The sequence below is a fragment of the Trichocoleus sp. ST-U1 genome (assembly GCF_039961835.1).
Lineage (GTDB): Bacteria > Cyanobacteriota > Cyanobacteriia > Cyanobacteriales > FACHB-T130 > FACHB-T130.
The window spans coordinates 25,341-50,436 of the sequence record NZ_JAMPJZ010000025.1 but is presented as its reverse complement, the minus strand read 5'-3'; the positions used below and the strand labels follow the sequence as shown (position 1 = coordinate 50,436).

The 25,096-nt window shown below is 47.5% G+C and carries 25 protein-coding genes; 17 read left to right on the top strand and 8 right to left on the bottom strand.

The features are described 5' to 3' along the window. The first annotated feature begins 135 nt into the window (after window positions 1-135). From NDA06_RS11755 to NDA06_RS11745, 3 genes are all read left to right on the top strand, one after another. A complete protein-coding gene (locus tag NDA06_RS11755; RefSeq protein WP_190416076.1) occupies window positions 136-1,677 on the top strand; it encodes a DEAD/DEAH box helicase family protein in 1,542 nt (513 codons plus the stop codon). Window positions 1,678-1,708: 31 nt separating this feature from the next. Then, window positions 1,709-2,923 (top strand): DUF790 family protein, encoded by a 1,215-nt coding sequence (locus NDA06_RS11750; protein ID WP_190434810.1) that lies wholly within the window; start codon window positions 1,709-1,711, stop codon window positions 2,921-2,923. Window positions 2,924-3,479: 556 nt separating this feature from the next. Next, on the top strand, window positions 3,480-3,905 hold the full coding sequence (locus tag NDA06_RS11745) for a hypothetical protein (RefSeq protein WP_190986627.1): 426 nt from the start codon (window positions 3,480-3,482) through the stop codon (window positions 3,903-3,905). A 103-nt stretch (window positions 3,906-4,008) separates the two neighbouring features. On the opposite strand, the gene NDA06_RS11740 is transcribed toward NDA06_RS11745, so the two are convergent. The 3 genes from NDA06_RS11740 to NDA06_RS11730 form a co-directional block, all read right to left on the bottom strand. Beyond that, complete coding sequence (locus NDA06_RS11740; protein ID WP_190416073.1) at window positions 4,009-4,311, bottom strand: RNA-binding protein; 303 nt, start codon at window positions 4,309-4,311, stop codon at window positions 4,009-4,011. 168 nt (window positions 4,312-4,479) lie between these two features. Continuing rightward, on the bottom strand, window positions 4,480-4,710 hold the full coding sequence (locus NDA06_RS11735) for a hypothetical protein (RefSeq protein WP_190416072.1): 231 nt from the start codon (window positions 4,708-4,710) through the stop codon (window positions 4,480-4,482). Window positions 4,711-4,886: 176 nt separating this feature from the next. Continuing rightward, entirely contained in the window at window positions 4,887-7,640 is a 2,754-nt protein-coding gene (locus NDA06_RS11730) for a cation-transporting P-type ATPase (protein ID WP_190986628.1), read from the bottom strand. Between the two features lie 252 nt (window positions 7,641-7,892). Between NDA06_RS11730 and NDA06_RS11725 the strand changes: the two genes are divergently transcribed. The 3 genes from NDA06_RS11725 to NDA06_RS11715 all read left to right on the top strand — a co-directional run bounded on the left by NDA06_RS11725 (window position 7,893) and on the right by NDA06_RS11715 (window position 9,891). Further along, window positions 7,893-8,549 carry a CAP domain-containing protein gene (locus tag NDA06_RS11725; protein WP_242030594.1) on the top strand — a complete coding sequence of 219 codons (657 nt, stop codon included), beginning with the start codon at window positions 7,893-7,895 and terminating at the stop codon, window positions 8,547-8,549. A 255-nt stretch (window positions 8,550-8,804) separates the two neighbouring features. Further along, window positions 8,805-8,993 (top strand): hypothetical protein, encoded by a 189-nt coding sequence (locus NDA06_RS11720; protein WP_190416070.1) that lies wholly within the window; start codon window positions 8,805-8,807, stop codon window positions 8,991-8,993. Window positions 8,994-9,177: 184 nt separating this feature from the next. Then, entirely contained in the window at window positions 9,178-9,891 is a 714-nt protein-coding gene (locus NDA06_RS11715) for a pentapeptide repeat-containing protein (protein ID WP_190416069.1), read from the top strand. A gap of 146 nt (window positions 9,892-10,037) precedes the next feature. Here the strand turns inward: NDA06_RS11715 and NDA06_RS11710 are convergent, their stop codons facing one another. Together NDA06_RS11710 and NDA06_RS11705 are read right to left on the bottom strand one after the other, a co-directional pair. Next, on the bottom strand, window positions 10,038-10,496 hold the full coding sequence (locus NDA06_RS11710; RefSeq protein ID WP_190986030.1) for a GNAT family N-acetyltransferase: 459 nt from the start codon (window positions 10,494-10,496) through the stop codon (window positions 10,038-10,040). A gap of 498 nt (window positions 10,497-10,994) precedes the next feature. Next, a complete protein-coding gene (locus NDA06_RS11705) occupies window positions 10,995-11,537 on the bottom strand; it encodes an adenylate kinase (RefSeq protein ID WP_190536713.1) in 543 nt (180 codons plus the stop codon). A gap of 355 nt (window positions 11,538-11,892) precedes the next feature. Between NDA06_RS11705 and NDA06_RS11700 the strand changes: the two genes are divergently transcribed. Together NDA06_RS11700 and NDA06_RS11695 are read left to right on the top strand one after the other, a co-directional pair. Next, window positions 11,893-12,453 (top strand): methanogen output domain 1-containing protein, encoded by a 561-nt coding sequence (locus NDA06_RS11700; RefSeq protein WP_190685326.1) that lies wholly within the window; start codon window positions 11,893-11,895, stop codon window positions 12,451-12,453. Beyond that, the gene (locus NDA06_RS11695) at window positions 12,450-14,096 is read left to right on the top strand and encodes an ATP-binding protein (protein WP_190685323.1); all 1,647 of its coding nucleotides are present in this window, start codon (window positions 12,450-12,452) and stop codon (window positions 14,094-14,096) included. Before NDA06_RS11700 ends, NDA06_RS11695 begins: the two co-directional genes overlap by 4 nt. Window positions 14,097-14,205: 109 nt before the next feature. On the opposite strand, the gene NDA06_RS11690 is transcribed toward NDA06_RS11695, so the two are convergent. Next, window positions 14,206-14,373, bottom strand: a complete 168-nt coding sequence (locus NDA06_RS11690) for a hypothetical protein (protein WP_190685321.1) — start codon at window positions 14,371-14,373, stop codon at window positions 14,206-14,208. 349 nt (window positions 14,374-14,722) lie between these two features. On the opposite strand from NDA06_RS11690, the gene NDA06_RS11685 reads away from it, so the two are divergent. Further along, window positions 14,723-15,076: a phage holin family protein gene (locus NDA06_RS11685; RefSeq protein WP_190986029.1), complete on the top strand. Its 354-nt coding sequence runs from the start codon at window positions 14,723-14,725 to the stop codon at window positions 15,074-15,076. Between the two features lie 78 nt (window positions 15,077-15,154). Here the strand turns inward: NDA06_RS11685 and NDA06_RS11680 are convergent, their stop codons facing one another. Then, complete coding sequence (locus NDA06_RS11680; protein ID WP_190434782.1) at window positions 15,155-15,553, bottom strand: hypothetical protein; 399 nt, start codon at window positions 15,551-15,553, stop codon at window positions 15,155-15,157. A gap of 243 nt (window positions 15,554-15,796) precedes the next feature. Here NDA06_RS11680 and rppA point away from each other — a divergent pair, with 243 nt between their 5' ends. The 6 genes from rppA (at window position 15,797) to NDA06_RS11650 (ending at window position 22,465) form a co-directional block, all read left to right on the top strand. Next, complete coding sequence (gene rppA, locus NDA06_RS11675; protein ID WP_190414564.1) at window positions 15,797-16,480, top strand: two-component system response regulator RppA; 684 nt, start codon at window positions 15,797-15,799, stop codon at window positions 16,478-16,480. 139 nt (window positions 16,481-16,619) lie between these two features. After that, window positions 16,620-17,879: an ATP-binding protein gene (locus tag NDA06_RS11670; protein ID WP_190430572.1), complete on the top strand. Its 1,260-nt coding sequence runs from the start codon at window positions 16,620-16,622 to the stop codon at window positions 17,877-17,879. A gap of 705 nt (window positions 17,880-18,584) precedes the next feature. Further along, on the top strand, window positions 18,585-19,163 hold the full coding sequence (locus NDA06_RS11665) for a hypothetical protein (RefSeq protein WP_347276245.1): 579 nt from the start codon (window positions 18,585-18,587) through the stop codon (window positions 19,161-19,163). A gap of 70 nt (window positions 19,164-19,233) precedes the next feature. Next, window positions 19,234-20,598, top strand: coding sequence for an amino acid permease (locus NDA06_RS11660; protein ID WP_190986028.1), 1,365 nt, complete (start codon window positions 19,234-19,236; stop codon window positions 20,596-20,598). A gap of 34 nt (window positions 20,599-20,632) precedes the next feature. Further along, entirely contained in the window at window positions 20,633-21,319 is a 687-nt protein-coding gene (locus NDA06_RS11655; protein WP_190986027.1) for a class I SAM-dependent methyltransferase, read from the top strand. A gap of 600 nt (window positions 21,320-21,919) precedes the next feature. Continuing rightward, a complete protein-coding gene (locus NDA06_RS11650; RefSeq protein WP_190414559.1) occupies window positions 21,920-22,465 on the top strand; it encodes a pentapeptide repeat-containing protein in 546 nt (181 codons plus the stop codon). A 49-nt stretch (window positions 22,466-22,514) separates the two neighbouring features. Here NDA06_RS11650 and NDA06_RS11645 read toward each other — a convergent pair whose 3' ends face one another. Further along, window positions 22,515-22,877 carry a metalloregulator ArsR/SmtB family transcription factor gene (locus tag NDA06_RS11645; RefSeq protein ID WP_190414558.1) on the bottom strand — a complete coding sequence of 121 codons (363 nt, stop codon included), beginning with the start codon at window positions 22,875-22,877 and terminating at the stop codon, window positions 22,515-22,517. A gap of 397 nt (window positions 22,878-23,274) precedes the next feature. On the opposite strand from NDA06_RS11645, the gene trxA reads away from it, so the two are divergent. After that, complete coding sequence (gene trxA / locus NDA06_RS11640; RefSeq protein WP_190414557.1) at window positions 23,275-23,646, top strand: thioredoxin; 372 nt, start codon at window positions 23,275-23,277, stop codon at window positions 23,644-23,646. A gap of 125 nt (window positions 23,647-23,771) precedes the next feature. Further along, window positions 23,772-24,878, top strand: coding sequence for an alkene reductase (locus tag NDA06_RS11635; RefSeq protein WP_190414556.1), 1,107 nt, complete (start codon window positions 23,772-23,774; stop codon window positions 24,876-24,878). Window positions 24,879-25,096 lie beyond the last annotated feature (218 nt).

The following is a 25,096-nucleotide window of genomic DNA, read 5'->3' as shown; positions in this document are numbered from 1 at the left end:
GGTTAGGAGCATCTCTTTGCTACCCCCGATGCGTTCATCCTTTCATTAGGGAAAGCTCCAGTTACTGCAAGGGTTCAATCGCATTGTGCATTAAGTCTCCTAAAATTATCGGGGGATTAAGAATTTAAAAAAATAATGGCTCGTAGCCCTACTTTATCTTTTGATCGTGGCACTTTAATATTGCATCCGCCTCCTAGGGGCAAAGCTTGGGTGGAATATGCGACTTGGGACGATCGCGTGGAAAAGTTCCGCATTCCGGCGATGCACTATCGTCAACTGGTAGAAGCACTACAAGCGGAAGAAACAAATTTTATCGATGAGGCGAAGGGTTTTCAAGCGCTGGAACTCGTCGCCAGCATGGAAATGGAACCCTACCCGCATCAAACCGAGGCGCTAATGGCTTGGAAGCAAGCGGGACGTCAGGGAGTAGTGGTGCTGCCTACGGCGGCTGGGAAGACGTATCTGGCTCAACTGGCGATGCAGGCGACGCCGCGCAGTACGTTAATTGTGGTGCCGACACTGGATTTGATGCACCAGTGGTATGCCCACTTGACGGCAGCTTTTCCGGATGCAGAGGTGGGGTTGCTGGGAGGGGGTTCGCGGGATAGAACAGCAATTCTGGTTGCCACTTACGACAGTGCGGCAATTCATGCCGAAAACTTGGGCAATCGCTATGCCATGCTCGTGTTTGATGAGTGTCACCACTTACCGACTGATTTTAATCGGGTGATTGCCGAATATGCGATCGCTCCCTACCGACTCGGACTGAGTGCGACTCCGGAGCGTTCTGATGGCAAACACGCCGATCTAAATCTTCTCATTGGTTCCGAAGTTTACCGCAAAACGGCAGAGGAACTTTCGGGTTCGGCACTCGCTGAACATGAGATCGTCCAGATTAAAGTCAAGTTATCGCAACTAGAGCGCGATCGCTACAACGAGTTAATTCAACTCCGCAACAACTTTTTGCGAGAGTCCAATATTTCTCTCGGCAGCATACAAGGCTGGCAGCAGTTTGTGATGAGAAGTGCCGGTTCGCCAGCAGGACGTCGGGCGATGCTAGCCCATCGGGAAGCGAAAGATATCGCCTTGGGTACAGACGGCAAACTGCGAATTCTCGCCAATTTGATTGCCGAACATCACCCAGAACGAATTCTGATTTTTACGGCTGATAACGCTACCGTTTATCGCATTTCCCAAGATTTCTTAATCCCAGCGATTACCCATCAAACGCCGGTGAAGGAACGCCACGAGATATTAACTCGGTTTCGGGAGGGAGAATACAAAACTCTGATCGCTTCCCACGTCCTGAATGAAGGGGTGGATGTCCCCGCCGCTAGCATCGCAATTATCTTATCCGGCACAGGTTCGCAGCGTGAGTTTATTCAGCGCATGGGGCGGGTTTTGCGGAAAAGTCAGGATAAAAATAAACGCGCTATTCTCTATGAGGTAGTGGCGGAAAATACCAGCGAGGAAGGTACATCCCAGCGGCGGCGGGGAGATAAGAAAAACGAACCGCCAAGGCGCAGAGAACGCGAAGAAAGAGAGGAGAAGAAAGGTAAACAATTGGAAATTTTGCCGTCGAAACCGATTTATGGGGTAAATTCTAATGTCGCTAAGCGAGCAGCGGAGTCACCGGCAAAATGGGGAGAGGAGGATGAACCACCCATTAGCGATTAGCAATTAGCAATTAGCAATTATCTAAATCCAAATGTTACCTACCGACCTTTTAATCCACCGTCAAAATGGCGAAACAATAGTCCCAAAGCGCTTAAATATAGATGATAAGCATCTAGAGATTGCATCCGATCTGATTACCTGTTTTCAGGAAGCGCTTGGTTGTACGCAGGGAGAACTCGATCGCCAGTTGCTGGAATTAGAAGGAGATAGCCCAGATTATCGCCTGAAGCGGGGGCTTGCCCACATTCTCAAAAGCAGTTTGTGTACGTTTGAAATCGTTAGTCCCTTAGAACCGCAAGAATTGCGGGAACGAGTCTTTGCGCTGGCGGCTCAATCTGTTCCCAGCCCTCAAGCCTCGGCGCAGACACTAAGCTTATTAGCGGACAAACTCAGCCAGGAACTCGATCGAGAAGTGCTGGCAAGTCAAATCCGCATGGGACTTTACGCAGATTTAGCCGAAAATCGCATCCTCACCCAGTTTGACACTCCGACTCCCGAAAATTTGTTGCACCGCTACAATTTATCCCAGGTGCAGGGTGTCTTCTATCGGGCGAGTCAAATTACTCTGAATGCTCACCGCAACGTTCCGGGCGAATATAAGCTGTTATTCCGCTATCTCAAATTATTTCAATTGATGGCATATATTGAAGGCGATGCGGATCATGGCTTCACGATAACAGTGGATGGCCCTACCAGTTTATTTAAGCCGAGTACGCGCTATGGGTTAGCGATCGCTAAACTCCTCCCAGCTTTACTCCACGTCACTAAATGGAGTCTCAGCGCCACGCTGCAAAACCGCGATGCCTTCACTGGCAACTGGAAAACCGGACGCTTTACGCTGAATTCTGAATGTGGTTTAGTGTCCCACTATCCACCTGGCAAGCCTTATGACAGTATGTTAGAGGCGTCTTTTGCCGACCGCTGGGACGCGCTGAAAAGTGAATGGGTATTAGAAAGAGAAGTTGACCTTATCCCCATTCCAGGCAGTGTCATGATTCCTGACTTTCGCCTCGTGCATCCCGATGGTCGCACGTTCTTACTCGAAATTGTCGGCTACTGGCGTCCCGAATACTTGCAAAAGAAGTTTTCTCAGGTGCGTCGCGCTGAATGCGAGAACTTAATTTTAGCGATTTCTGAGCGGCTAAATTTGGAGAAAGCCGGTGTTAAATTGAACGATGTACCGGCAAGAATTGTTTGGTTTAAAGATAAATTAGCACCCAAGGCGGTGCTAGCGGCAATGGATTAATCTCTACTCGCTTTCACAAGAGTGCCTTCGTCGCTATGCTCATCATGACAGCTCACTTTGGCAATTTGTTTTGGCAATTTGTTATCAACGCTACCGAAATCCAGGTAATCTACTTTTAAATATTTTCTGGCTTCTACTTAACTTTCCGATTCCCTACTTGCATAGAAAACTATATAGCAATTTTCGTTTGGATGCAGTATAGTTTAAACTCCCTCCGGCTTCTCTCCGAAAGCCGAGTGGGGTTTGAGGTTCAATGTGGAGCACACACTTAGCGAAAACCGCGATACCAACTCTCGAAAAAGAATTTTTTTAACGTAGGGACTGCCCCAATACTGCTCCTTGAAAAATAATAATTTTAGCTTGACTTTAGCAGCAAAAAAAACAACAAATACTAATTTTGGTGGTTTAGCTCTCGTCAAATCTTATTAAGGAGTGCCCACTACTTAAGCATTGAGTATACTTTACTTCTACTTCTATCGAAAGTAGGAAGACGATTACAGAGGAATGAGTTTTAATCAAGTGCATCCCGATTTTAGGAGAAACCAAGTAGATACCGATGAATAAAGATCTTAAAACTCAAATTAAAACGCGAGTTGGCATGATGTTGGTTGTGAGTGCTGGAATTTTGCTGAGTTTTCCAGCTACTGCACTAATTAATAGTCCTAATAATCACTCCAATGCTGGTAGTGAATCCGAGCAAGCTGATTTAACTGTGAGTAGCCAAGAGTTATTAGCTCAAGATGCGCCAGCCAGCCCCGAAGATAGTCCCGAAGCCAGTCCCGAAGCCAGTCCCGAAGCTAGCCCTGAAGCCAGTCCTGAAGCTAGTCCCGAAGCCAGTCCTGAAGCCAGTCCTGAAGCTAGCCCCGCAGCTAGTCCTTCAACCACAAGTACTATGAACAACAACAACACCGACCTCATGCCAGGAATTTGGCTATGTTTAAATAATCCTAGCCCGCAGTGTGGTAATCCCCCAAGACCTTAAACTCTCCACCTGTCTGTAGTGCGAAGGGGGCGCGAAGGGAGCGCGATCGCACTCCAGCGACCAATAAAAAAGCCCCCAGAAATGGGGGCTTCTTCTTTATGTTTTAGTAGCGACGAGAGAAACTGTTGTTTCTGCGACCGCCACCATCAGACGAACTTCTGTCTTCGCGGGGCTTGGCTTTATTCACTTTCATGTCACGACCCATCCATTCAGCACCATCCAGGGCTTCAATGGCAGCTGTTTCTTCAGCCTCGGTAGACATTTCCACAAAACCAAAGCCGCGCGGACGACCTGTTTCGCGGTCAGTGGGTAGCTGAACCCGCTTTACAGAACCATATTCTGCAAAAACGCCGGTTAAATCGGCTTCGGTAACGTCGTAGGACAAATTACCTACATAAATAGACATAGATCGACTCCAAAATCATAGGAACGTGGAGATTTAGATTTCGGAGAGGAGTCTGTTAAGACCAAGACGAAAAAGCCAGTCAATAAAAACAAAACCTTGCAACCGAATCAACTCTCATTTGAGATGATAGCATTTTAGAATTTGATCTGGAAAAGAGCCATAAAAGTATTACAAAACGCAATATTGAGGATGATGTAGGGGCAAAAGGCGCTCGCATACTTGGATCGGCAGTTCTCTCCCCTTCTCTCCACTTAACCGAGGATAACGGTGCGCGATCGCATCAAAAGAGTCAGTACCCGCATGGGCGAGGAGACTCCATCCTGACAGCCCTATTTTCCAGTGAAATCCAAAGCGCTGAGTGCTGACAAAATGTATCTTCAAGAAGACGTTAAGCTGCATAGAAACTGTAAGTAAGTTTGGGTTGTTTGGAATCAGCAACCAGAAGCACAGAATTTGGACGGGTCTACGCGCTTAAACAACAAGCCATGTCTTCAGCCTTGCAGCCAGAATCGGATAGCTACGGATAACAGATGCGATAACCGCAAGCCTTCTACAACTCAAAATCTAAAATGGGATTAGTGTTGTGGATCAAAGCGATTGACGAAGGCGGCTACTGCAATCATTGGCAACCCCACCAACAGGCAAATGAGCCATTGATTTAAGTTCAGTGGTGTTGTGGAGAATAAGCCATTCATTAGGCTCCACTGACTGAAGATTACTTGCAAAAGCAAAGTGCAGGCAATCCCAATTGCCAGGGCTGGGGAATTGCGAATGCGTCCGATGCCACGAATTTTGGCGATGACAGCATTTCCAAAGTGGCTAATGCTTAAAAGATAAAAGATTCTCCCGACCACTAAAGCCTGGATTGCCATTGTGCGGGCTAAATCAATATTCCCGGTTGTTTGTTTCATCCATTCAAATACGCCAAAAATTACAATCCAGTTAAAAGCAGAAATTACTAAGATCCGCTTTAACAGACTGCCAGAAAGCAAGGGTTCATTCGGGTTGCGTGGAGGCTGTTGCATCACCTGCTGAGATTTAGGCTCAAAGGCTAAGGGGACGGTCATGGCAATAGAATTAACCATATTGAGCCAGAGAACTTGTAAAGATAAGATGGGCAATTCTCTAGCGAGTAACACGCTAATCAAAATCGTCATCGATTCGCCACCATTAACGGGGAGAATGAAGGCGATCGCTTTCAGGAGATTTCGGTAAACGGTACGACCTTCCTCAACAGCCGCTTCTATCGAGGCAAAGTTATCATCGGTCAAAATCATATCGGCGGCTTCTTTTGCCACCTCAGTACCCGCACCTCCCATTGCAATCCCAATATCTGCTTGCTTGAGTGCAGGCGCATCGTTAACCCCATCCCCCGTCATCGCGACAACTTCGCCTTTAAGTTGTAAAGCTTCGACAAGACGGAGTTTTTGTTCCGGTGCGACACGGGCAAACACGACTCCATCTTCTACCGCTGTCGCCAGTTCTTGTTCATTCATTTGAGCAAGTTCTTGCCCGGTAAAGGCCAGAACTTCCCCATGCCTTTTCAACTCCATGCGAGAAGCGATCGCAGCTGCGGTGACAGCATGATCGCCCGTAATCATCTTGACTTGAATCCCCGCTTCTTGACAGGCTTGCACGGCAGCGATCGCTTCTTTTCGCGGCGGATCGATCATGCCCTGCAATCCGATAAAAATCAGATTCTTTGCAATATCACCATGATCTACTGATTGTTGCTCGGCTGACACGGGCTTCTTCGCCAACGCCAACACCCGTAGCCCCTGTTCTGCCATTGCATCGACTTCCCGATGCACCGTTTGTCCATCCACAGGGATCAAACTCCCATCAGCATCTAGCATCTGCTGACAGCGCTGGAGAATTGCCTCCACCGAACCCTTCACGTAAATCGTCGTACCGGGGTTTCCCCGCCCGTCCCCATCGCTTTTACCTTCATGCAACGTTGCCATGTACTGAAATTCAGACTCAAACGGAATAACATCCAGCCTAGGCATTTCTCGCTCTAAGTTTGACTGCTTTAATCCCACTTTATTGGCAACAGCAATTAACGCTCCCTCTGTCGGATCGCCAATCACAACCCATTGCTCGTCCTTGACTTCCAGGTGAGAGTCATTGCATAACAATCCGGCTTTTAAACACTCTAGAAGAACGGGGAAATTGTTCAGGTTAATCGGCTTTTCTTCTAACAGGATTTCCCCTGCCGGATTGTAGCCGCTACCGCTGGCTGTATAGTGCTGACCTCCGGCATAAATAACTTGTACCGTCATCTGGTTTTCAGTCAAGGTGCCGGTTTTGTCAGAACAAATGACTGTAGCACCACCCAGAGTTTCAACGGCTGGCAACTTACGGACAATGGCGTGACGACGCGCCATGCGGGAAACGCCAATCGCCAGCGTCACCGTCACAACGGCGGGTAATCCTTCGGGAATCGCACTCACTGCTAAGGCTACGGCAGCTTCAAACATTTTTACCCAGGAATTGCCGTACCCCCATCCCACTGCAAACGTCAGCGCGGCGACTCCTAGAATGACGTACAGCAACTTTCGACTGAATTTGTCAAATTTGCGAGTTAAGGGGGTTGTCAGGCTGCTTCCCCGATCCATTAACTGGGAGATTCGCCCGGTTTCAGTCGCCTCCCCAATTGCGACGACAACGCCCCTGGCAGTACCAAATGTCACGAAGCTGCCAGCATAAGCCATATTGGTTCGCTCCGCCAAGGGTGCGTCTAGGTGCAAAAGCGGGGCTTCTGTTTCCGCCTCTTTTTGTACTGCAACCGACTCGCCGGTGAGTGCAGATTCGTTCACTTGCAAGTTACGCACCTTCACCAGTCGCAAATCGGCGGGTACTTTGTCTCCAGAAGTGAGGAGTACGAGATCGCCCGGTACTAACTCAGTCGAAGGAACTTGTACTTTTTGACCCTCGCGCAGTACATTTGCATCTGTTTGAACAGAAGAAGCTAAGGCAGCGATCGCGCTTTCGGCTTTTGATTCTTGGACAAATCCGATAATGGCGTTAATTAGCGTCACGCCCCAAATTACCCACGCATTCACCCATTCCCCTAGAAATGCCTTGACTGCACCAGCAATTAACAAAATATACAGGAGCGGTTGATTAAATTGCTGGAGAAAGCGCACTAAGGGACTTTTTCCGGCTTTACCCTTGAGTTCGTTCGCTCCAAAACGTTCCTGTCGCTTTGCTACTTCAGCGGATGTCAAACCTGTTTCTATGTTGCTGTCTAAATTCTGAGCAACTTCTCCCACAGGTAGATGATGCCACTGATTTCCCACTGATTTCTCTTTCGCTGTTGCTGTCATTTTGTTGGCTCCTTTAGAGGCAAGAAGTCTATCTTTTGCAGACAAAAAACCAAAGGAGATTAGTTTCTTGCAGAGATTCTGTTTTCTTTAGTGTTAGTAACAAATGTGACTAGAAAGTGACAGCGATCGCAAACAAAGTCGAATGTGCCGATTGTCGTCCAGCACAGCCATCTCGGTTCTCGCTAAGCTGAGAATACTAGCTCAACATGATGGCTGATGCCAGCAGCGATGAATCACAAAAGGATTTTTCGATTGATTCAAATTCAACAAACTAAAACAGCAACCAGCAGAAGCATACCCGCGCAAAATTTAAAGGCAACCATCAGGCGTCAGCGACGACCAAGGATAGCTTGGATATTCTGGATACCGATGGCTCTAGGATTGGTGGGGTGCGAACCTGCCGCAGAGTTATTGCGGCAATTGCCTGGACAGGATGTACCCGAAGCGCCGAAATTGCCTAACAGCGCCGCTCAATCCCTCACCAGTGCCCAGATGGAAGCTTCTGTCCGTCAGCGGATCAACGAAGTCCGCCAAAAGAATGGCTTAAATCCACTTCAAAACAACGAAAAATTAGCACGGGTTGCTCGCAATTACAGTCAGAAGATGGCTCGTGAGAACTTCTTCAGCCACGATAGTCCAGACGGCAGCACTTTGACTAAACGGGTTCGTGCGGGGGGAATCTCCTACTGGATGGTCGGGGAAAATTTGTTTAAAAGTGTTAATGCTCCCCAACCCGTACCGTTAGCTGTTGAAGGATGGATGAATAGTCCCGGACATCGCGCAAATATTTTGCAAGCCGAATACGCCGAGACGGGTATCGGAGTTTGGCGGCAAGGAAACACTTGTTACATTACGCAGTTATTCTTGCGATCGCAATTTTCACCCAAAGATTTATTCAAGAAATTGTGATGACAATTGCTTGACGACGATCTGAAACCTGAAACTGCTGTCATTAAAGAAAAAGCCCTCTTGCTGTTGAACAAGAGGGCTGTATTTTATGGTGTGAGGAGTAGAACTTTGCAGTTCTTACTATCAGCCTACTCAGCGAATGTGACGTTTTGGTGACTATCCGATGACATTTCTTACACCATCAGCATTGGCTGCCATCCATCAATTAGAAGAAGCATCGCTGCCGCTGCATCCCCAGATTTAGAACGACAATGCATGGCTAAGTGTTTAGAAAGCTGCCTGTGTCGGGTGAGCCGAAAAACCTATTGCATCATTCAGGCACTCGCCAAGGCAGCGGATAGAGATATAGAGAACGGCTTAATCTTTTTCGGAGCATACGCCGGACGCGCAGACCGAATTATGTCTGTCGCTGAGGTGATGGCGGAGTTAACCGGAACGTGTTGAGATCGAATCGGGTGCGTACCTGCCTGTGGCGGGATCTCTTTTAGCGATCGCATTTCCTGACAAGTTCCTCAAACTGCGTTTCTATAATGAGACTGGGGAATAATACTTAGCTTGAACGGTGATGGCTGAGCGAACCTCTTTTCAAGAGAACCCCCTACAGTTGCAACACTTAAAGGCAACAGAGATGACTATTGAAGAGATCCTGAATCGGTATGCCGAAGGCAAACGAAGCTTTCAAAGGGTCAACCTGCGAGAGGTTGATTTGCAGAATGCTCACTTTCATGGTGTGAACTTCAATCAGGCAGATTTACGGCAAGCGCGATTGGGTAAAACGGACTTTAGCCGAGCCAGCTTCCGGGAAGCAGACCTCAGCGAAGCGCTCTTGTGCGGAACTGATTTGAGCGAAGCTGATTTGGATCGAGCCATTCTACGAGAGGCAGACTTGAGTGGTGCCGAGCTGAGTTACGCCAATCTGGAGCGAGCGAACTTGAGTAAAGCAACCTTAGGAGGTGCGAATTTAGTCCGCGCCAGATTATTTCGTGCCAATTTGTTTGACGCCAATTTGCGTCCTACGTCCGACCAAGCGACGGATCTGAGTCATGCGATTTTAAGCGATGCAGACCTATGCTACGCCAATTTAAGTGGAGCTGTTTTGTATCGGGCAAATCTAAATGGTGCAAAGCTTTGCCGCGCTCATTTAAATCGAACGCCACAACAAGGAATGAAATCAACCGATTTGAGCGCAGCCAACTTGCGAGGAGCTGACTTGAGTTATGCCGATCTCACAGGAGCAATTTTACACAAGGCAAATTTGAGAGATGCTGATTTGACAGGCGCTGTGCTGACGGATGCAGAGTTGCAGGGAGCAATCATGCCCGATGGATCGGTGCATGAGTGAGAGCGATCGCACGCTTGAAGTTAGCAATGAACCGAGTGACGAATTCCGATGGGCGATCGTGCTTTTACTGGATTAGCGATCGCCTTACAATCCAGAGAGATGTCATTACGAGATTTTCAACAAATACGCTAATTTCGAGAAGCGAATCAAGCAAGCTTTTTCGTCATAAATATGCTGTTCGGGTCATCAATGTAGCCAGCGAAGGGGCCTCGGTACTCGAACCCATACTGCGCGTACAATGCTCGTGCTGGAGCGAACTCAGGCATTGCCCCTGTTTCTAAATTTAGGCAATCATAAGCACGCCGTTCAGCTTCTTTGATGATGTGTTCAAGAAGCTTTGAGGCGACACCCCTACGACGGTGAGCCTTGGCGGTACGCATTGATTTGACTTCACCACTTCTTGAATTTAGTTCTTTGAGTGCCCCACATCCGAGTAATTCATCACCCTCCCAAGCCGTCCAGAAAGTAATTTCGGGCGATCGCAATGCCTCTAAATCAAGAGCATGAACGCTTTCAGGCGGCGTAATTTCATGCATATCTTCGAGATGTTCTCGGAGAAAATCAGCAATCTTTTTACCTGTCAGGTCATCTTTGCGAATCTGCAATCAACTCATCTCCTTAATTTACTAGGAAATTTTACTCTAATGAGGGATGGCTAACGGCTTCATGACAGGAACTACTCTACTAATTGATGGCGGAAATGCGTTAGTTTAATGCACGCAAGTAAACGCCCTATAACAATCGTGTTGCAAACGGACGATCGCTCCCACCCTACGAAGCGATCGCGCTCCTCAATTCCCAAACCGTTCCTCGCAGAGCTTCAGCATCAACTGGTTTGAAAAGTTAATTCGCAGGTGATGACTGCGATCGCAAGCTGAAACGGTAATTTGTTTGCTGCTTTCAACCACTTGGATTGAGATGTGCAAGAAGCCAACCAAGCGGAGCGAAGCTAGGTTGAGAGGAAGTTTCTGTCTATCTCGCTGAACTAGCATCCGATCCGGAATATTTCTACCGATTCATCTGATTTGGTCTGAGATCGGGAATTCGTCAATCTATCAATCTGATGCGAGAGTATTAGACAGAAACTTTCAGTCTAATAATACTTAAGCTGTACCATCTTCCAAGTTGGTCTCATTTCCAATCAATTCATAAAATTGCGAAATCTGTTCGGTAGAGCTGATGTGATAAACCCTTTTAGTATTTTGCGCCTGTTCGATATACTCACGATATTTGGGGGTCAAATATTTGTAGCATAACCAAAGTACGCGGTAGCTATTAAGTGAACTCTTTAATATTGGACTTTTTTCAGGCCAGCCTTCAGGGGGTTTAAAAAAACCTGCGATCATTCGTTTAGTTACCCACCAAAAATGCACATGGATTGGTAGATCCACAAAAACCAAAGTATCCGCTTCATCAAGTCGCAGCCAGACGGTTTCCTTGCAACCAAAACCGTCAATAATCCATCGGTCAGTAACTAAAATTTGCTGATGGCCGTGCTTATAGACTTCATGGGGAACTGGCGTGCCCCCCACTTGATATTGAATCTTGTCCAAGACGTGAAGTGGCAAACCCGTGATTTCGGATAGTCTCTTGCTTAGAGTTGATTTACCGCCTCCAGCATTGCCAAATACTGCTACTTTTTTCATCGCCATTCTCCTTTTAGTCCTTTTCTGTCACCTCGTAGACTAGATTGAGTGATGAAACCGAGCAATTCCAGTCTTTTGAATATCTAATAAAAAACGCTTGCACCGGACGGTCGGTATATACTTATGCTGAATTATATTTTACTTGCCGCCTGTGAAGCGCAAGCCGTTATGAGGATGAAGATTGGTAGTAGTCCATTACTAGCTGACGAGCGATCGCCCTCTCGCCACAGAGCGCTCGTCTGACCATGTAGTATCAGTATAGACATCTATCTTTAGATGTATTAAAGTGCCACTTCGCCGGGTGGCATTATAGCCTTGAGTAAGGGCTGCCGATCCCCATTCACGAGATATTGCTATGAATAGTTCTCTTAAGTCTGAAACATCCATGAAGCGACTCGAAATTCCTTTAGAGCGGGATATATTTTTACGTACCTTAATTCGAGAGTTGGCAGGTACATTACAGGATGTCGTGGGCTTAGAGGAAGCCTCCGGGTTTATTAGTGTCGTGGGTCAAAACATGGGGAGGCAAATCGACCGGGACTATAAAGCGGCTCTAGAGGTATCCCATCTAACGCGAGAGCAAGTTGCTGATGTTTTGGTAGATTTGAAGAAGCGAATCCAAGGTGACTTTTATATTATTGAACAAACGGATGAAAAGATTGTCTTAGGGAACCGGGCGTGCCCGTTTGCCGAAAAAGTCATCGATCGCCCTGCTATGTGTATGATGACCTCCAATGTTTTTGGCTCCATTGCAGCGGACAATCTGGGGTACGCCAAAGTAGAACTGCAAGAGACGATCGCAATGGGTGCGCCTGGATGCCGTGTGGTTGTTTATTTGAAACCCACCCCAGAGGCAGAAGAAAGTCACGGCAGAGAATACTTCAAAGGAGAGAGTGAGGGAGATGACGAGGGGTGACACCCGAACAGTTTCTCGAATTCGCTAGACCTTTACCCGAACCCATGCTCCTAATTGCCGGAAATGGTCAGCTTCTGGCTGCCAATCCGCCATTTTCCAAGATGCTGGGGCTACCCCGTCAGCTCCTGCAAGAGAAAATGCTCTTTGAGATGGTCGTCGATCCTGCTGATAAGGTTAAACAGTATCTGCGTGCTTGTTCCAGCAGTCGAGAAATGGTGATTGGCTCATTAACCTTCAATGCTAACAATGGAGAGACTTGCTTGTGTCGCTGTGAAGGAGCGGTCATCCGACCGCGATCGCCTGAATCCCCGGCACTTATTCTCTTACGCTTGAAAAACAAGGAATCTGCCAGTAGCCGATTCACCCTGCTGAACAAGAAGATCGATGAATTAGCCAAAGAGATTCGGCAGCGTCAACGAGCGGAAGAAGAGCGAGCTAAACTTCTGGTGCAGGAACAGAAAGCACGAGTAGAAGCTGAGAAGCTGAATCGATTGAAGGATGAATTTCTATCCACCGTATCCCACGAACTGCGAACCCCTCTCAATGCCATCCTTGGCTGGTCTAATATCCTGAGAACTAGCAAGGTAGACGCAGCCAAGATGCATCGGGCGTTGGAAACGATAGAGCGCAATGCCAGATCCCAGGCACAGTTGGTTGACGATCTCCTGGATATTTCCCGCATCATTACAGGCAAGATTCGCCTCAATGTGCAAACAGTTGACCTATTGCCCGCGATTCAGGCAGCAATCGATACGGTGCGTCCTGCTGCTGATGCCAAGAATATTCGCTTGCAGTCGGTGCTCGATCCAGCAGCAGGCCCTGTTTTAGGAGACTCCGAGCGATTACAACAGATTGTCTGGAATTTGCTCAGCAATGCGATCAAGTTCACACCGAAACAGGGGCGGGTTCAGATTGGTCTGCAACGGATTAATTCTCATATTGAGATTGTGGTGGCAGATACGGGTCAAGGCATCAGTGCAGAATTCCTCCCCTACGTCTTTGAGCGCTTTCGTCAGGCAGATGGTTCCATCACTCGTTCCTTTGGCGGATTGGGGCTGGGTTTAGCGATCGTTCGCCAATTGGTAGAACTGCATGGGGGAACGGTGCATGCTCAAAGCCCCGGAGAAGGACAAGGTGCAACATTTACCGTCAAACTACCCCTGCTTGCCGTTGGGCCAACAGCGATTGAACCAGAACGGGTGCATCCAACCGTGGGAGACAGTGTCCCATTTGACTGCTCCTCTCAACTAGAGGGATTGAAGATACTGATCGTGGATGATGACCCGGATATGCGGGATTTGCTCGCCTACACGCTGGAAGTTTGTGGGGCAGAAGTCATCGCTGCCGCTTCAGCAGACGAAGCCATCTCAGCACTGACCCAATCTTCACCACCGATAGATATATTAATCAGTGATATTGGGATGCCAGATGAAGACGGTTATGCTCTGTTGCGTCGCGTCAGAGCTTTGGAGTCAAACAATAAAGGCAGAATTTCCGCGATCGCCCTGACCGCCTATGCTAGAACTCAAGACCGCACGGCTGCGCTTTTAGCAGGCTTTCAATCCCATATTGCCAAACCCGTTGAACCTGCTGAATTAATTGCAGTAATTGCCAATTTAACTGGACGAATCAGCGGTACCTAGAATATTACGGAACCGTTCCTCGCAATGCCTCAGCATCAATCGGTTTAACAGGTAAATTCGCAGGAGATGACCGCGATCGCAAGCTGGAGCGATAATTTGCGTAATGCTTTCAACCACTTGGGTTGAGATGTGCGATCGCAGAAATCTTTAAATAGCGATCGCAAGAGCAATGTAAACGGCGGAAAAACTCCGGATGTTCTGTAGAAAAAAGCGGCTCCACAAGCGAGATTTCCAGGTTTACCGGAGTTGAGGATGCGATCGCAAGCTCACTGCTCACCCACCGCTCCCCTGAATTCCCACCGCCAAACGAATCTTCTCCGGCAAAAAATTCAAATCGTCTCAATTACAAAAATTTACTTAAAACTCTCTCACTTCAAGCGCAAGCGGGGGAAGATAAGGAGGAGTTTTTCTTCGCGACGGTTTGGATTGGGTTCGGGACTCCCGGAATGGAGAACCCAATTAATTCGGTTTTTCCCGGCGAGATTTGCTGGTTTCCAAGGCTGGTTATTCAGTTAATTCTGAATTCCAAGGTTACTGTCACTTTCTGGTCACATTTATTGATGACCCTGAAGATGGAAACTTACCCGACCCTGTAACAAAACGATTGATGATAAGGAGTTTTGGTTATGGTTGGAATCCTCATCACCTGGTTAGTCACTACTATCAGTTTTTTAATTATTTCCCGGCTGCCGATTGGCGTAGAAATCGACACTTTTGGAAAAGCCGCAATTTCCGCAGCAGTTTTTGGAATTTTGAATGCTCTCTTAAAACCCATCTTAGGGTTCTTCACCTTTCCATTCATTCTTTTGTCATTTGGTTTATTCCTGTTTGTCTTAAATGCAGTTATTTTCGGTTTAGCCGCTTGGTTAGTGACAGGATTTCGGTTACGGTGGGGTTTTTGGAGTGCTTTGCTTGGCTCCCTGGCGCTGAGCATTGTTAATTCTGTACTTTTCCATCTGCTAGCATCGCTCAGAATGTAAGCGCAGGCTGGTTCTGAGCGGGGAGAGAGAACCGGAAGTAGAGGGTTCAGAGAGTCCGGATTGAGTGAGAGTAACTGTCTAGAAGGATCGGTTTTTCAATTGGTAACGCACTAGCGTCCTAACATTTTCAGCAGACAGTCCTAATTCTTGCGCGATCGCAGCTTCCACCTGACTGAATTCTGTTACTGGAAACTCAAATTCTAACTTTTTGAGTGTCGAATCTGTCGTTTTGACCTGTACTTTGGTAAATCCCTGCTCTTTGTCAATTTCTGCTTTGATGACTAGCAAGGTGACTGAAAGTTGCACTTCCAACTGTGTATCAGCTTGAAGCTTATCAACCGTATCGTAGGAGCGACTTAATGCTTGGTCTGTTACCAGTCCACCCCCAACCCAAAAAATAATTCCTAGCAGGGGTAGAGGTAGCCAAAATTCTAGCCCTAAAAAATGTAATCTTTGTAACCAACGGGGAGAGGACATAGGGAGAGGTGAGGAATTTTAGCTTCACAGCTAATTGAGTTTAAGGGAAAAAAACAATCAAATTCGACATCAAAAGTCAAAATTTAAAAGATATAAAAAGAGAAGATTCACTTTTGACTCTTGATTTTCTTCGGTACTCGATAAAAATCTGACTGGTGGAAGACGTGCGATCGCTTTAGGCTTCTCTACTATGAGCAGCGCGATCGACGATTCTCCGGAAAAGAGGTTTCACTAAAGCGTCTTATGAGAATTTTACTGGTAGAAGACGACCCCGAACAATTAGAGCCACTAAACGCAGCTTTGTTGCAAGCCGGACATATTGTCGATGGCATTGAGGATGGGGAAACTGCCCAATGGCTGATCTCTCAAAAAGACTATGACTTGTTAATTTTAGACTGGATGTTGCCGACAGTCAGCGGGTTGAGCCTTTGTCGCCAGTATCGACAAGCAGGGAAAACCTCGCCGGTGTTGATGCTGACTGCCAAAGACACGACTGTGGATAAAGTTACGAGTTTGGATGCAGGTGCTGATGATTATCTGGTTAAACCGACTGATATTATCGAACTTTTGGCACGGGTGCGGGCATTGGGAAGGCGATCGCCTCTATGGCAGGGAGATATCCTCCGCATAGAAGATTTACAACTGCACTTGAATAGCTTGACTGTTGAACGGGGACAGACAACTATCCAATTGTCCGCCCGCGAGTTTCAGCTATTAGAATACTTCCTGCGCCACCCTCATCAGGTCTTAACCCGCGATCAAATTGAACAAGCCTTGTGGGAGTGGGGTGCAGAACCAGAGAGCAATGCCGTAACTACCCTTGTCCGGAGGCTGCGGCAGCGTTTGCAGTTAGTCGGTGCGGCAGATTGGATTGAAACAGTCTATGGCATGGGATATCGCCTCAATCCTTCGGGAAGTCAAAAGTAAAAAGAGAAGAAATTCAAAAGAGAAATGAATCAAAATGACAGAATAAATCTTTCTTTTGCTTTTTGCCTGTCTTGCCCCAAATTCGGGTGTAACTTTGCTTCCCTAAATCTTCAGGCGCTTTTTAACTTTGCCTTTTTCCATGTTTGGTCGTAGCCGTCGCAATCTGGCTCGCTGGTTCACCCTATCAATGGGAAGTATTTTGGTGATTTTTGCAGGAGTCGTCTACTACGTAGAAGTTGCAGACGCGCTCTTAGCATTGGATCGATTACTCTACCAACAAACCAAGGTAATGGCAGCGAGCGTGAATTATGAGCGTCGCAATGGTCAGTGGCAGGTAGAGCTGGACAATGTGCCACTTTTGGGAAATAACCCACAGCCGTTGGATAGTGGGCTGGCGTATGGGCGTTGGTACGATGCCAAAGGGCAATTGGTGCAATTTTTTGGTACGCTTCCCCCAGAGAAGCTGACGGTGACAGATGGATTTCAAACCATCAAAACTGCCAATGGCTCTGCACGTTGGCTGCGTCAGGTAACGCTGCCTGTCTACGAGAAGAGTGTATTAATTGGTTATCTCCAGGTTGCGACTTCCCTGACATCCACTCAAGAGGCTTTGTCTGAATTGCGGCTGGTTCTGACGCTCTTGGTGCCAGTCACCTTGGGGGTAATTAGCCTGACTGGGTGGTTTTTGGGGGGGCTAGCGATGCAACCGATTCGTCATGCTTACGAGCAACTGCATCGCTTCACCGCAGATGCTTCCCATGAATTGCGGACACCATTGGCGGCGATTCTTAGCAATGCACAAGTCGGGTTGCTGTCTGACGATCATTCACAGCAACGGCTTCGGCTAGACAAGATTGTGAATGTTGCTAAGTCAATGAATTCGCTGGTGAGTAATCTGCTGTTTTTGGCTCGGAATGATGGGTCATTATCTCCTGAATCTTTGAGAAAGATTAATCTAACTCTTTTGCTACAGGAGCTAGCAGAGAATTATGCAACGCAAGCAGCCACCAAAAATCTAAATTTTGTTAGTAATCTGCCGACTGAGAGCTTGGAGGTGAAGGCCGATCCAGAGTTGCTCCGTCTGGCGGTGATGAACCTGCTGAGTAATGCTTGCAAATATACCCTGGAGGGCGGTGAAGTTCAACTGCGATTGTTTACGCGATCGCATTTGGCTATTATTCAAGTTTCAGACACTGGGATGGGGATTGCGGCGACTGATTTGCCGCATATTTTTGAACGGTTTTATCGGGTGAATCGCGATCGCTCTCGCACTACAGGGGGTTTTGGTTTGGGATTAGCGATCGCTGAGCAAATCGTCAAAGCTCATGGAGGTGGGATCGAAGTCACCAGTGTAGTCGGTCAAGGATCAACTTTTCAAATTGAGCTGCCACTCCAGTAGCAAAAATAACCTGGCGATTGGAAATCGCGGCTACGCCAACCCCCCTTACCCCCCTTCAAGAAGAAGAGGGGACATAAGTTGCTTCGCTTCTATTCAACCAAGTCCGCCTGCGCGGAATCAATTCAGCCTGCGGAGGCAGGCTTTGTTTGTGTAGCCCCAGACTTCCAGTCTGTGGGGGATTTGCAAATACGGGATGCTCCCACTGTCACTTTCTAGTCACATTTGTTGCCAACACTGAAGATAGCAGGAGCAGAAGGTTATCACTCCTAAATCATTTTTCTTTAGTTAGTTTTCAACACTTTTTTTCATGGAGTTAGTGTAAATCCGATGTTGTTCAGAGGTACTTCTTCTCTACTCTGCCTTGCCGCTCTGGCTGTTGTTTGTAGTGGTTTATCAGCTCAAGCTGAAACTGACGACTTCACCCCTAAGACAGATGCGTTTGCCAGAGTACCTAATCATAATTTTGAATCAAATAAGACTCCAATTCAATCTGACCAAGTTACAACTTTCTTTGTACAAGAACAAGTGAATGTAGCGAATTCAGGTTCACCTGATTCTGTTGTAAAGGTACTGACAGAATCAACAATTCAAGAGCAAGATTTTTCAGAAATAAAATTGCCAACTGCCACTGCATCAGCCGAGGCGAATCAATCTCCATCTAACCTTTCTAGCGAGACAAAGCAGGAAATTCCTGAGAAAACAGCGATCGCAACCTCCGATGCGGTAAACCCAGAGCAGATTGTAGACAAAAGGGTGAAAACGTCTGCGTCGGCTTTGACTGTTGAACCTTCAACACCTCAACTCCCAGAAGCAGCGACGACTGAAACCACAGCGCCGGAAATCGCTCAAGTGGATGTAATACCTGGTAGAGCCACTCGCTCTGGCCCAAGTTATATCGGGGTTGCAGGCAACATTGGGTTGGGTGGCGATACAACTTTGAGTGAAGGTGCCTTTGCAGTCATTAGCAAAATTGGACTCACTCGGAATTTTTCTGTGCGACCCGCTGCTTTATTTGGCGATAATACAGTTTTTCTGGTTCCACTTACTTACGATTTCCCCTCTCAAGGAGTGGAACAAATCAGATACCGTGTAGCCCCTTATATTGGAGGCGGAGTGGCGATTTCAACGGGTGACGATAGCACTATTGGCGCACTGATTACGGGCGGGGTCGATGTTCCATTATCATCCCAATTCACCGCAACCGCTGGCGTGAATGTCGGTTTTGTTGATGAAACAGAGGTGGGATTATTAATCGGAGTTGGTTACACTTTCTCAGGACTTTAAACCGACTTTGCTTTAATCTTTTCACATCGCAACTCAAAGAAATTACGATCGCAACGGTGAAGGTGCCAGAATGAGCAGACGGGTAAACGACAGTCTCCCAAATCAAGTCTTCGCGGTAAGCAAAACAGCAGCACCCAAGCCAGCGCTGGCTTTCGTAGACGCGATCGCTCTAATTGTCGGTATCGTGATTGGTGCCGGAATTTTCGAGACACCATCCCTAGTCGCCGCTGCTTCTGGGAGTGAAGCGGTTGCACTTTCCCTGTGGATTCTGGGTGGCGGGATGTCCTTAGTCGGCGCATTGTGCTACGCAGAATTGGCAACGGCATATCCTCACGCTGGGGGCAATTACTATTACTTGATGCGTGCCTTCGGCAAAAACATCGCCTTCTTTTTTGCTTGGGCGCGAATGACGGTGATTCAAACAGGTTCGATTGCCCTGTTGGCGTTCGTATTCGGAGACTATGCCTCGCAATTACTGCGCCTTGGGAATTATTCATCCTCACTTTACGCAGGGATTGCGATCGCCCTGTTGACAGGTTTAAATATCATCGGCGTTCAGCAAGGAAAGTGGGCGCAGAATTGGCTAACAGTCGCCAAAGTGGGTGGCTTGCTGTTGGTGGTAATTGGGGGTTTAGCCTTTGCCGTTCCCAGTCTCCCGGAGGTGCCTGCTGCACCAGCAACATCCCAAACAAACTTTGGGATGGCAATGCTTTTCGTGCTGTTGTCCTATGGCGGCTGGAATGAAGCGGCTTATATCTCAGCCGAGTTACGCAACGTCAACCGAAACATGGTGCGATCGCTGCTAGTGAGTATCGGCATCATCACGACAATTTACTTAGCGATAAACTTCGCGTACATCCACGGTTTAGGATTGGCGAACATGGCAGCCTCAGAAGCCGTAGCAGCGGATTTGATGCGTCGTGCAGTTGGCGAACCCGGTGCTTGGTTTATCAGCTTCCTGATTGCCATTTCTACCTTGGGTGCGATCAACGCCACGATTTTCACCGGCGCACGTACCAATTACGCCCTCGGACAAGATTTTTCCTTGTTCAGCTTCCTCGGACGCTGGCACCATCGCGCCAGTACGCCAGCCAATGCCTTGCTAGTGCAGGGTGCGATCGCGTTAGCCCTCGTGTTTCTGGGAACTCTCACCCGCGAAGGCTTTAAAACGATGGTGGACTACACTGCGCCGGTGTTCTGGTTCTTCTTCCTGCTATCGGGTATCTCGCTGTTAGTGTTACGAGTTCGAGAACCGCAAGTAGTGCGACCCTTCCGCGTCCCTCTCTATCCTCTAACGCCCCTACTTTTTTGTGCAATCTGTGCTTATTTACTCTACTCCAGCGTTGCCTATACAGGGATTGGGGCGCTTGTCGGAGTGGCTGTCGCGATCGCTGGCGCACCGCTATTGCTGTTATCTCGTCGTCGGCAAATTTGAGCAAAACGTTAACAACTCAAAAGGAGAAGATGCAATGCAATTACAACAAATTAAGCTGTTGCTGGTTGCTAGTTTGAGTGCGGGTAGCTTCTTGTTCGCAGGCTGCACCCAACAACGCCAGTTTGAGGCACAAACTCAACCCGATCTTCAAGCCCAAGCGCCCACCGCACCGACCGCACCGAGTGTTCAAGTCGAAGCACCCGCAACCGACGTTCAAACCCAACAACAGCCAGCGGATGTGCCCTTTGTACCAACCCCCGAAGTCGTCGTCGCCGAAATGCTCAAACAGGGGCAGGTAAAAGGGAACGATGTACTCTACGACCTCGGTAGTGGTGATGGACGAATCGTGATTACCGCTGCAAAACAATTTGGCACTCGCGGAACTGGTGTAGATATCAATCCGCAGCTGGTTCAAGAAAGTCGAGAAAATGCCCAAAAATCGGGTGTAAGCGATCGCGTGCGGTTTTTACAACAAGATTTATTCGCCACTGACCTCAGCGATGCCACGGTGGTGACACTTTACTTGCTTCCTGAGGTGAACTTGCGGCTGCGACCGAAGCTACTCAAGGAACTTAAACCAGGCACTCGCATTGTTTCGCACAACTACGACATGGGTGAATGGAAACCTGAGAAAGTAGTGCAGGTAGAAAGTAGCCCCGGTCGCCAGCATACTATTTACTCCTGGGTTGTGCCTGAAACTGTCCCGGATAATTTGAAATAACCGGGATATCCTGTTGCAAGTTCCATCCAGTCGAACTAATCTTGCTGATACTATTTCACCAATAATCTGCAACAGCTCCCCTAACAGCATCTTAAAAGGGAGAAGTTAGCCTCCCTTTTAAGATGCTGTTGGCGAATTCCAAAAAATTAATCTTAGGGGCGCTTATTTAGGGGCGCACCGATAAGCGCCCCTAAGCGATTAAACACTTTCTAAAACAGAATAGGAGTGCTGTTATTCTCACCATTTCCAGCGTTCACGAAATTATCCTTAAGCCAGAATAGGTTGGTTTTACTGCCAGAAAGGCGGCATAGAAAATTTTATGCGATTGCGCCGAAATACTAAAGGTATTGGGGTCAATGCTATGGGGCTGGGTGCCACAGTTACGCGCATCTACATGACTTAGAAGCAAAGGCTGAGGTAGAAAGTTTATATCCCAAGGTTTCGGGCAAGTCCGCCGGAATAAATGGCAGCATCGGTGGCATTTTTGGCATCTGACTAAGCTACCTACATCACAAGCCAAACTCGGTTTTTTGACGGTGGGTTGACGCATTATCCCGCCTTTGGCGAGTCTTAGTCATAAGAAAATAGGAGTTATTCACGATGAATTTCAAAAACATTGTACAGCTATATACAGCCGGAAAAAGGAACTTTAGAAAAGCAGATTTATATAAGGCAAAATTAGCTTTTGTCTGCTTAAATGAAGCAAATTTTAGCAAAGCGAATCTATGTTTGGCGAACTTGAGAGGGTCAGATTTGCGCGGAGTCAATTTCAGCGAAGCAGACTTAACAGGGGCAAACTTACGTCAAGCAGACCTCACTGAAGCTAACTTGGGGGCAGCGAATTTAAGTAAGGTAAATCTTCGGGGAGCAAATCTAACCAGAGCAAATTTGAAAGGGGCAAATTTGGAAGAAGCCGTGTTAGGTGAGGCAAACCTGAACCAAACAAACCTGAGATACGCCAACTTATCTAAAGCCAAGCTAATGGGTGCCATCCTTACTGGGGCAATTTTACTAGGAACAAACCTAAGTAAAGCTATTTTACTCAGGGCAAATTTAACGCAAGCAAGTTTAATTGAAACCAACCTCAGTGAAGCTGTCTTAACTGAAGCCAGAATGCCTGACGGAAAAGTTCACGACTACGCTTAAGTACGCAAGGAAAACCTATATTCCTTGCAAAATCATCAACATACAGCGGTTAGTTGGATCTAGAATTATTTTCAACTGTGGTTGTTTCTAGCTGTTTGGGTGTAAAACTGGCGAAGCAATCAAACAGTAACTCCCGTTTCAGCGAGTTGTACTTGGTTTGACCTTCTTTTCGGATCTGGATTAATCCTGCTTCCGCCAGTGTCTTGGAATGGTGACAGAAAAGAGCTAAACTAATCCCTAAATAATTGGCTATTTCGCTGCCGCTCATTTCCTCACAAGAAGCTAACATCTCCACAATCCTCAAACGTGTTGGATCGGAGAGAGCTGCAAAGATTTTAGCCCGAAGTTCTATGTCTTGAACGGCAGCTTGAGACGCAGAGGGCAGTTGAACGCTATGGTTGTTATCGATCATGGGAAGTAGGGGTTACTAAAAGAAGCCACGAGAAAGCCCCAACAAGACTCTGCATTACTCCTGATGTCAACACTAAAAGAAGGTTGAACGACGGTATAGGCGTGTCTGACGTAGATGTATGCCGTTGGCGAAAACTCACCGTCTTACTTCTATTTTACGTCTTGGCGTTCAGTATTGAAATAGTTAAACAACCACTTGACTATTGGGGAAAGATTGTTCTAGTATTTAGTCAAATGGTTGTTTAACTACTAAACCCTTTAGGGGATTGAAACCAGATTGGTAACTTTTAGCAGCGAGTTGAGTGGATGCGATCGCATGAAATGATGCAATGCGCTTTCTGCAACAGCTGCTGATACTCTCCTCACCTTGATCTACAGCCTGAAGGAGGCTGGAAACCATGTCAGACAACGCGAAATATGTCACCTTGACCGAAGACAACTTTGAAACCGAAGTCCTCGCAAGTTCAGTTCCAGTTGTGGTAGATTTCTGGGCGGCTTGGTGTGGTCCTTGCCGGATGCTCAACCCATTAGTTGCAGAATTAGCTGCCAATTTTGAAGGAATTGCTAAGGTTGGCAAGCTGAATATTGACGCCTATGGACACATCGCTACACAATACAACATCCAAGCCGTGCCAACGCTGCTGTTCTTCAAAGATGGTGTGGTGGTGGATCGAACCACTGGCGTAGCTCCTTTGGAAGTGCTGTCTGACAAGCTTCAAGCTTTACTTCCACAGAACAACTTAACCACAAAGCCAGTAGCGATTAACTAACTATCTAGTTTGTTGGCGGTGCGGGTAACTCTTATCCGCACTGCTCATACACTAGCTAGCTAGAGTTCCTGATGTCTGCGTTGTGCAATCAAAACTGTAATGTCATTCCAATGGAGATTAAGTCAATGAGCGAGAATATCAATCTTTTCTCAACTGTTCAGCTGGGTTCTTTAGAACTTCCCAATCGAATCGTGATGGCTCCCTTAACCCGGATGCGTGCGGGAGCGGGAAATGTTCCTAGAGCGATGAATGCGACTTATTATGCACAACGGGCATCGGCGGGGTTAATTATCGCAGAAGCCACTCAAGTATCGCCTCAAGGACAGGGATATGCGAATACCCCAGGCATTCACTCAGCAGAACAGGTGGCAGGATGGCAACTGGTGACAGATGCAGTTCATGCTCGTGGGGGGCGGATTTTCTTACAGTTGTGGCACGTTGGGCGGATTTCTCACCCATTACTGCAACCAGGAGGAGAACTGCCAGTAGCGCCCAGCGCGATCGCACCAGAAGGTGAAGCAATCACTCTTGAAGGGCCAAAACCCTTCGTCACGCCTCGTGCCCTAGAAACTGAAGAGATTCCAGGAATCGTCGAACAATACCGCAAAGGGGCAGAAAATGCCTTAGCTGCTGGATTTGACGGGGTTGAAATTCATAGTGCCAACGGTTATCTCCTTGACCAGTTTCTTGAGGATGGGACGAACAAACGAACCGACCAATATGGCGGTTCAATTGAGAACCGCGCCCGACTTTTGATGGAAGTGACTGAAGCAGTCGTCAGTGTTTGGGGTGGACAACGGGTAGGAATTCGCCTCTCCCCAAGCGGTACTTTCAACAGTATGTCTGACTCCAATCCATCTGCTTTGTTCAGTTATGTAGCCGATTCACTCAACCGTTTCAACCTCGCTTATCTCCACATCGTTGAGCCAAGAACCGATGGCAATACTAGCCTCGATAACTCTACAGGAGGCTTGTTTACCGAATACTTCCGTCCTATCTTCAAAGGGACTTTAATCGCCGCAGGAGGATATGACCGCGACTTAGGGAATGCTGTTTTGGCTTCTGGCAATGCAGATTTGGTGGCTTATGGAAGACTGTATATTGCTAATCCAGATTTACCAGAACGTTTTGCACTCAATACTTCCCTAAATAAGCCAGATCGCTCCACCTTTTATGGTGGCGATGAGAAGGGATATATCGACTATCCAAGCCTTGAATTACAGACGGCTTGAGTTGATTTGTTTCCTCACAGAGAACCTCCTCCCCACCCCCTTTCCTTTAAAGAGCTACGGTCTACACACAAGTGACTTGTTTTGCTCATCAAAGCGCTCCCAGACCTGACAAGAACAGCCCCTTCCCTATAAAGGAAGGGGAGCCATATTCAAAGCCCCGCTCCGTTCACGGAGAGGGGTTTGGGGTGAGGTTCCGAGTGTATATTGCACTCACGTGA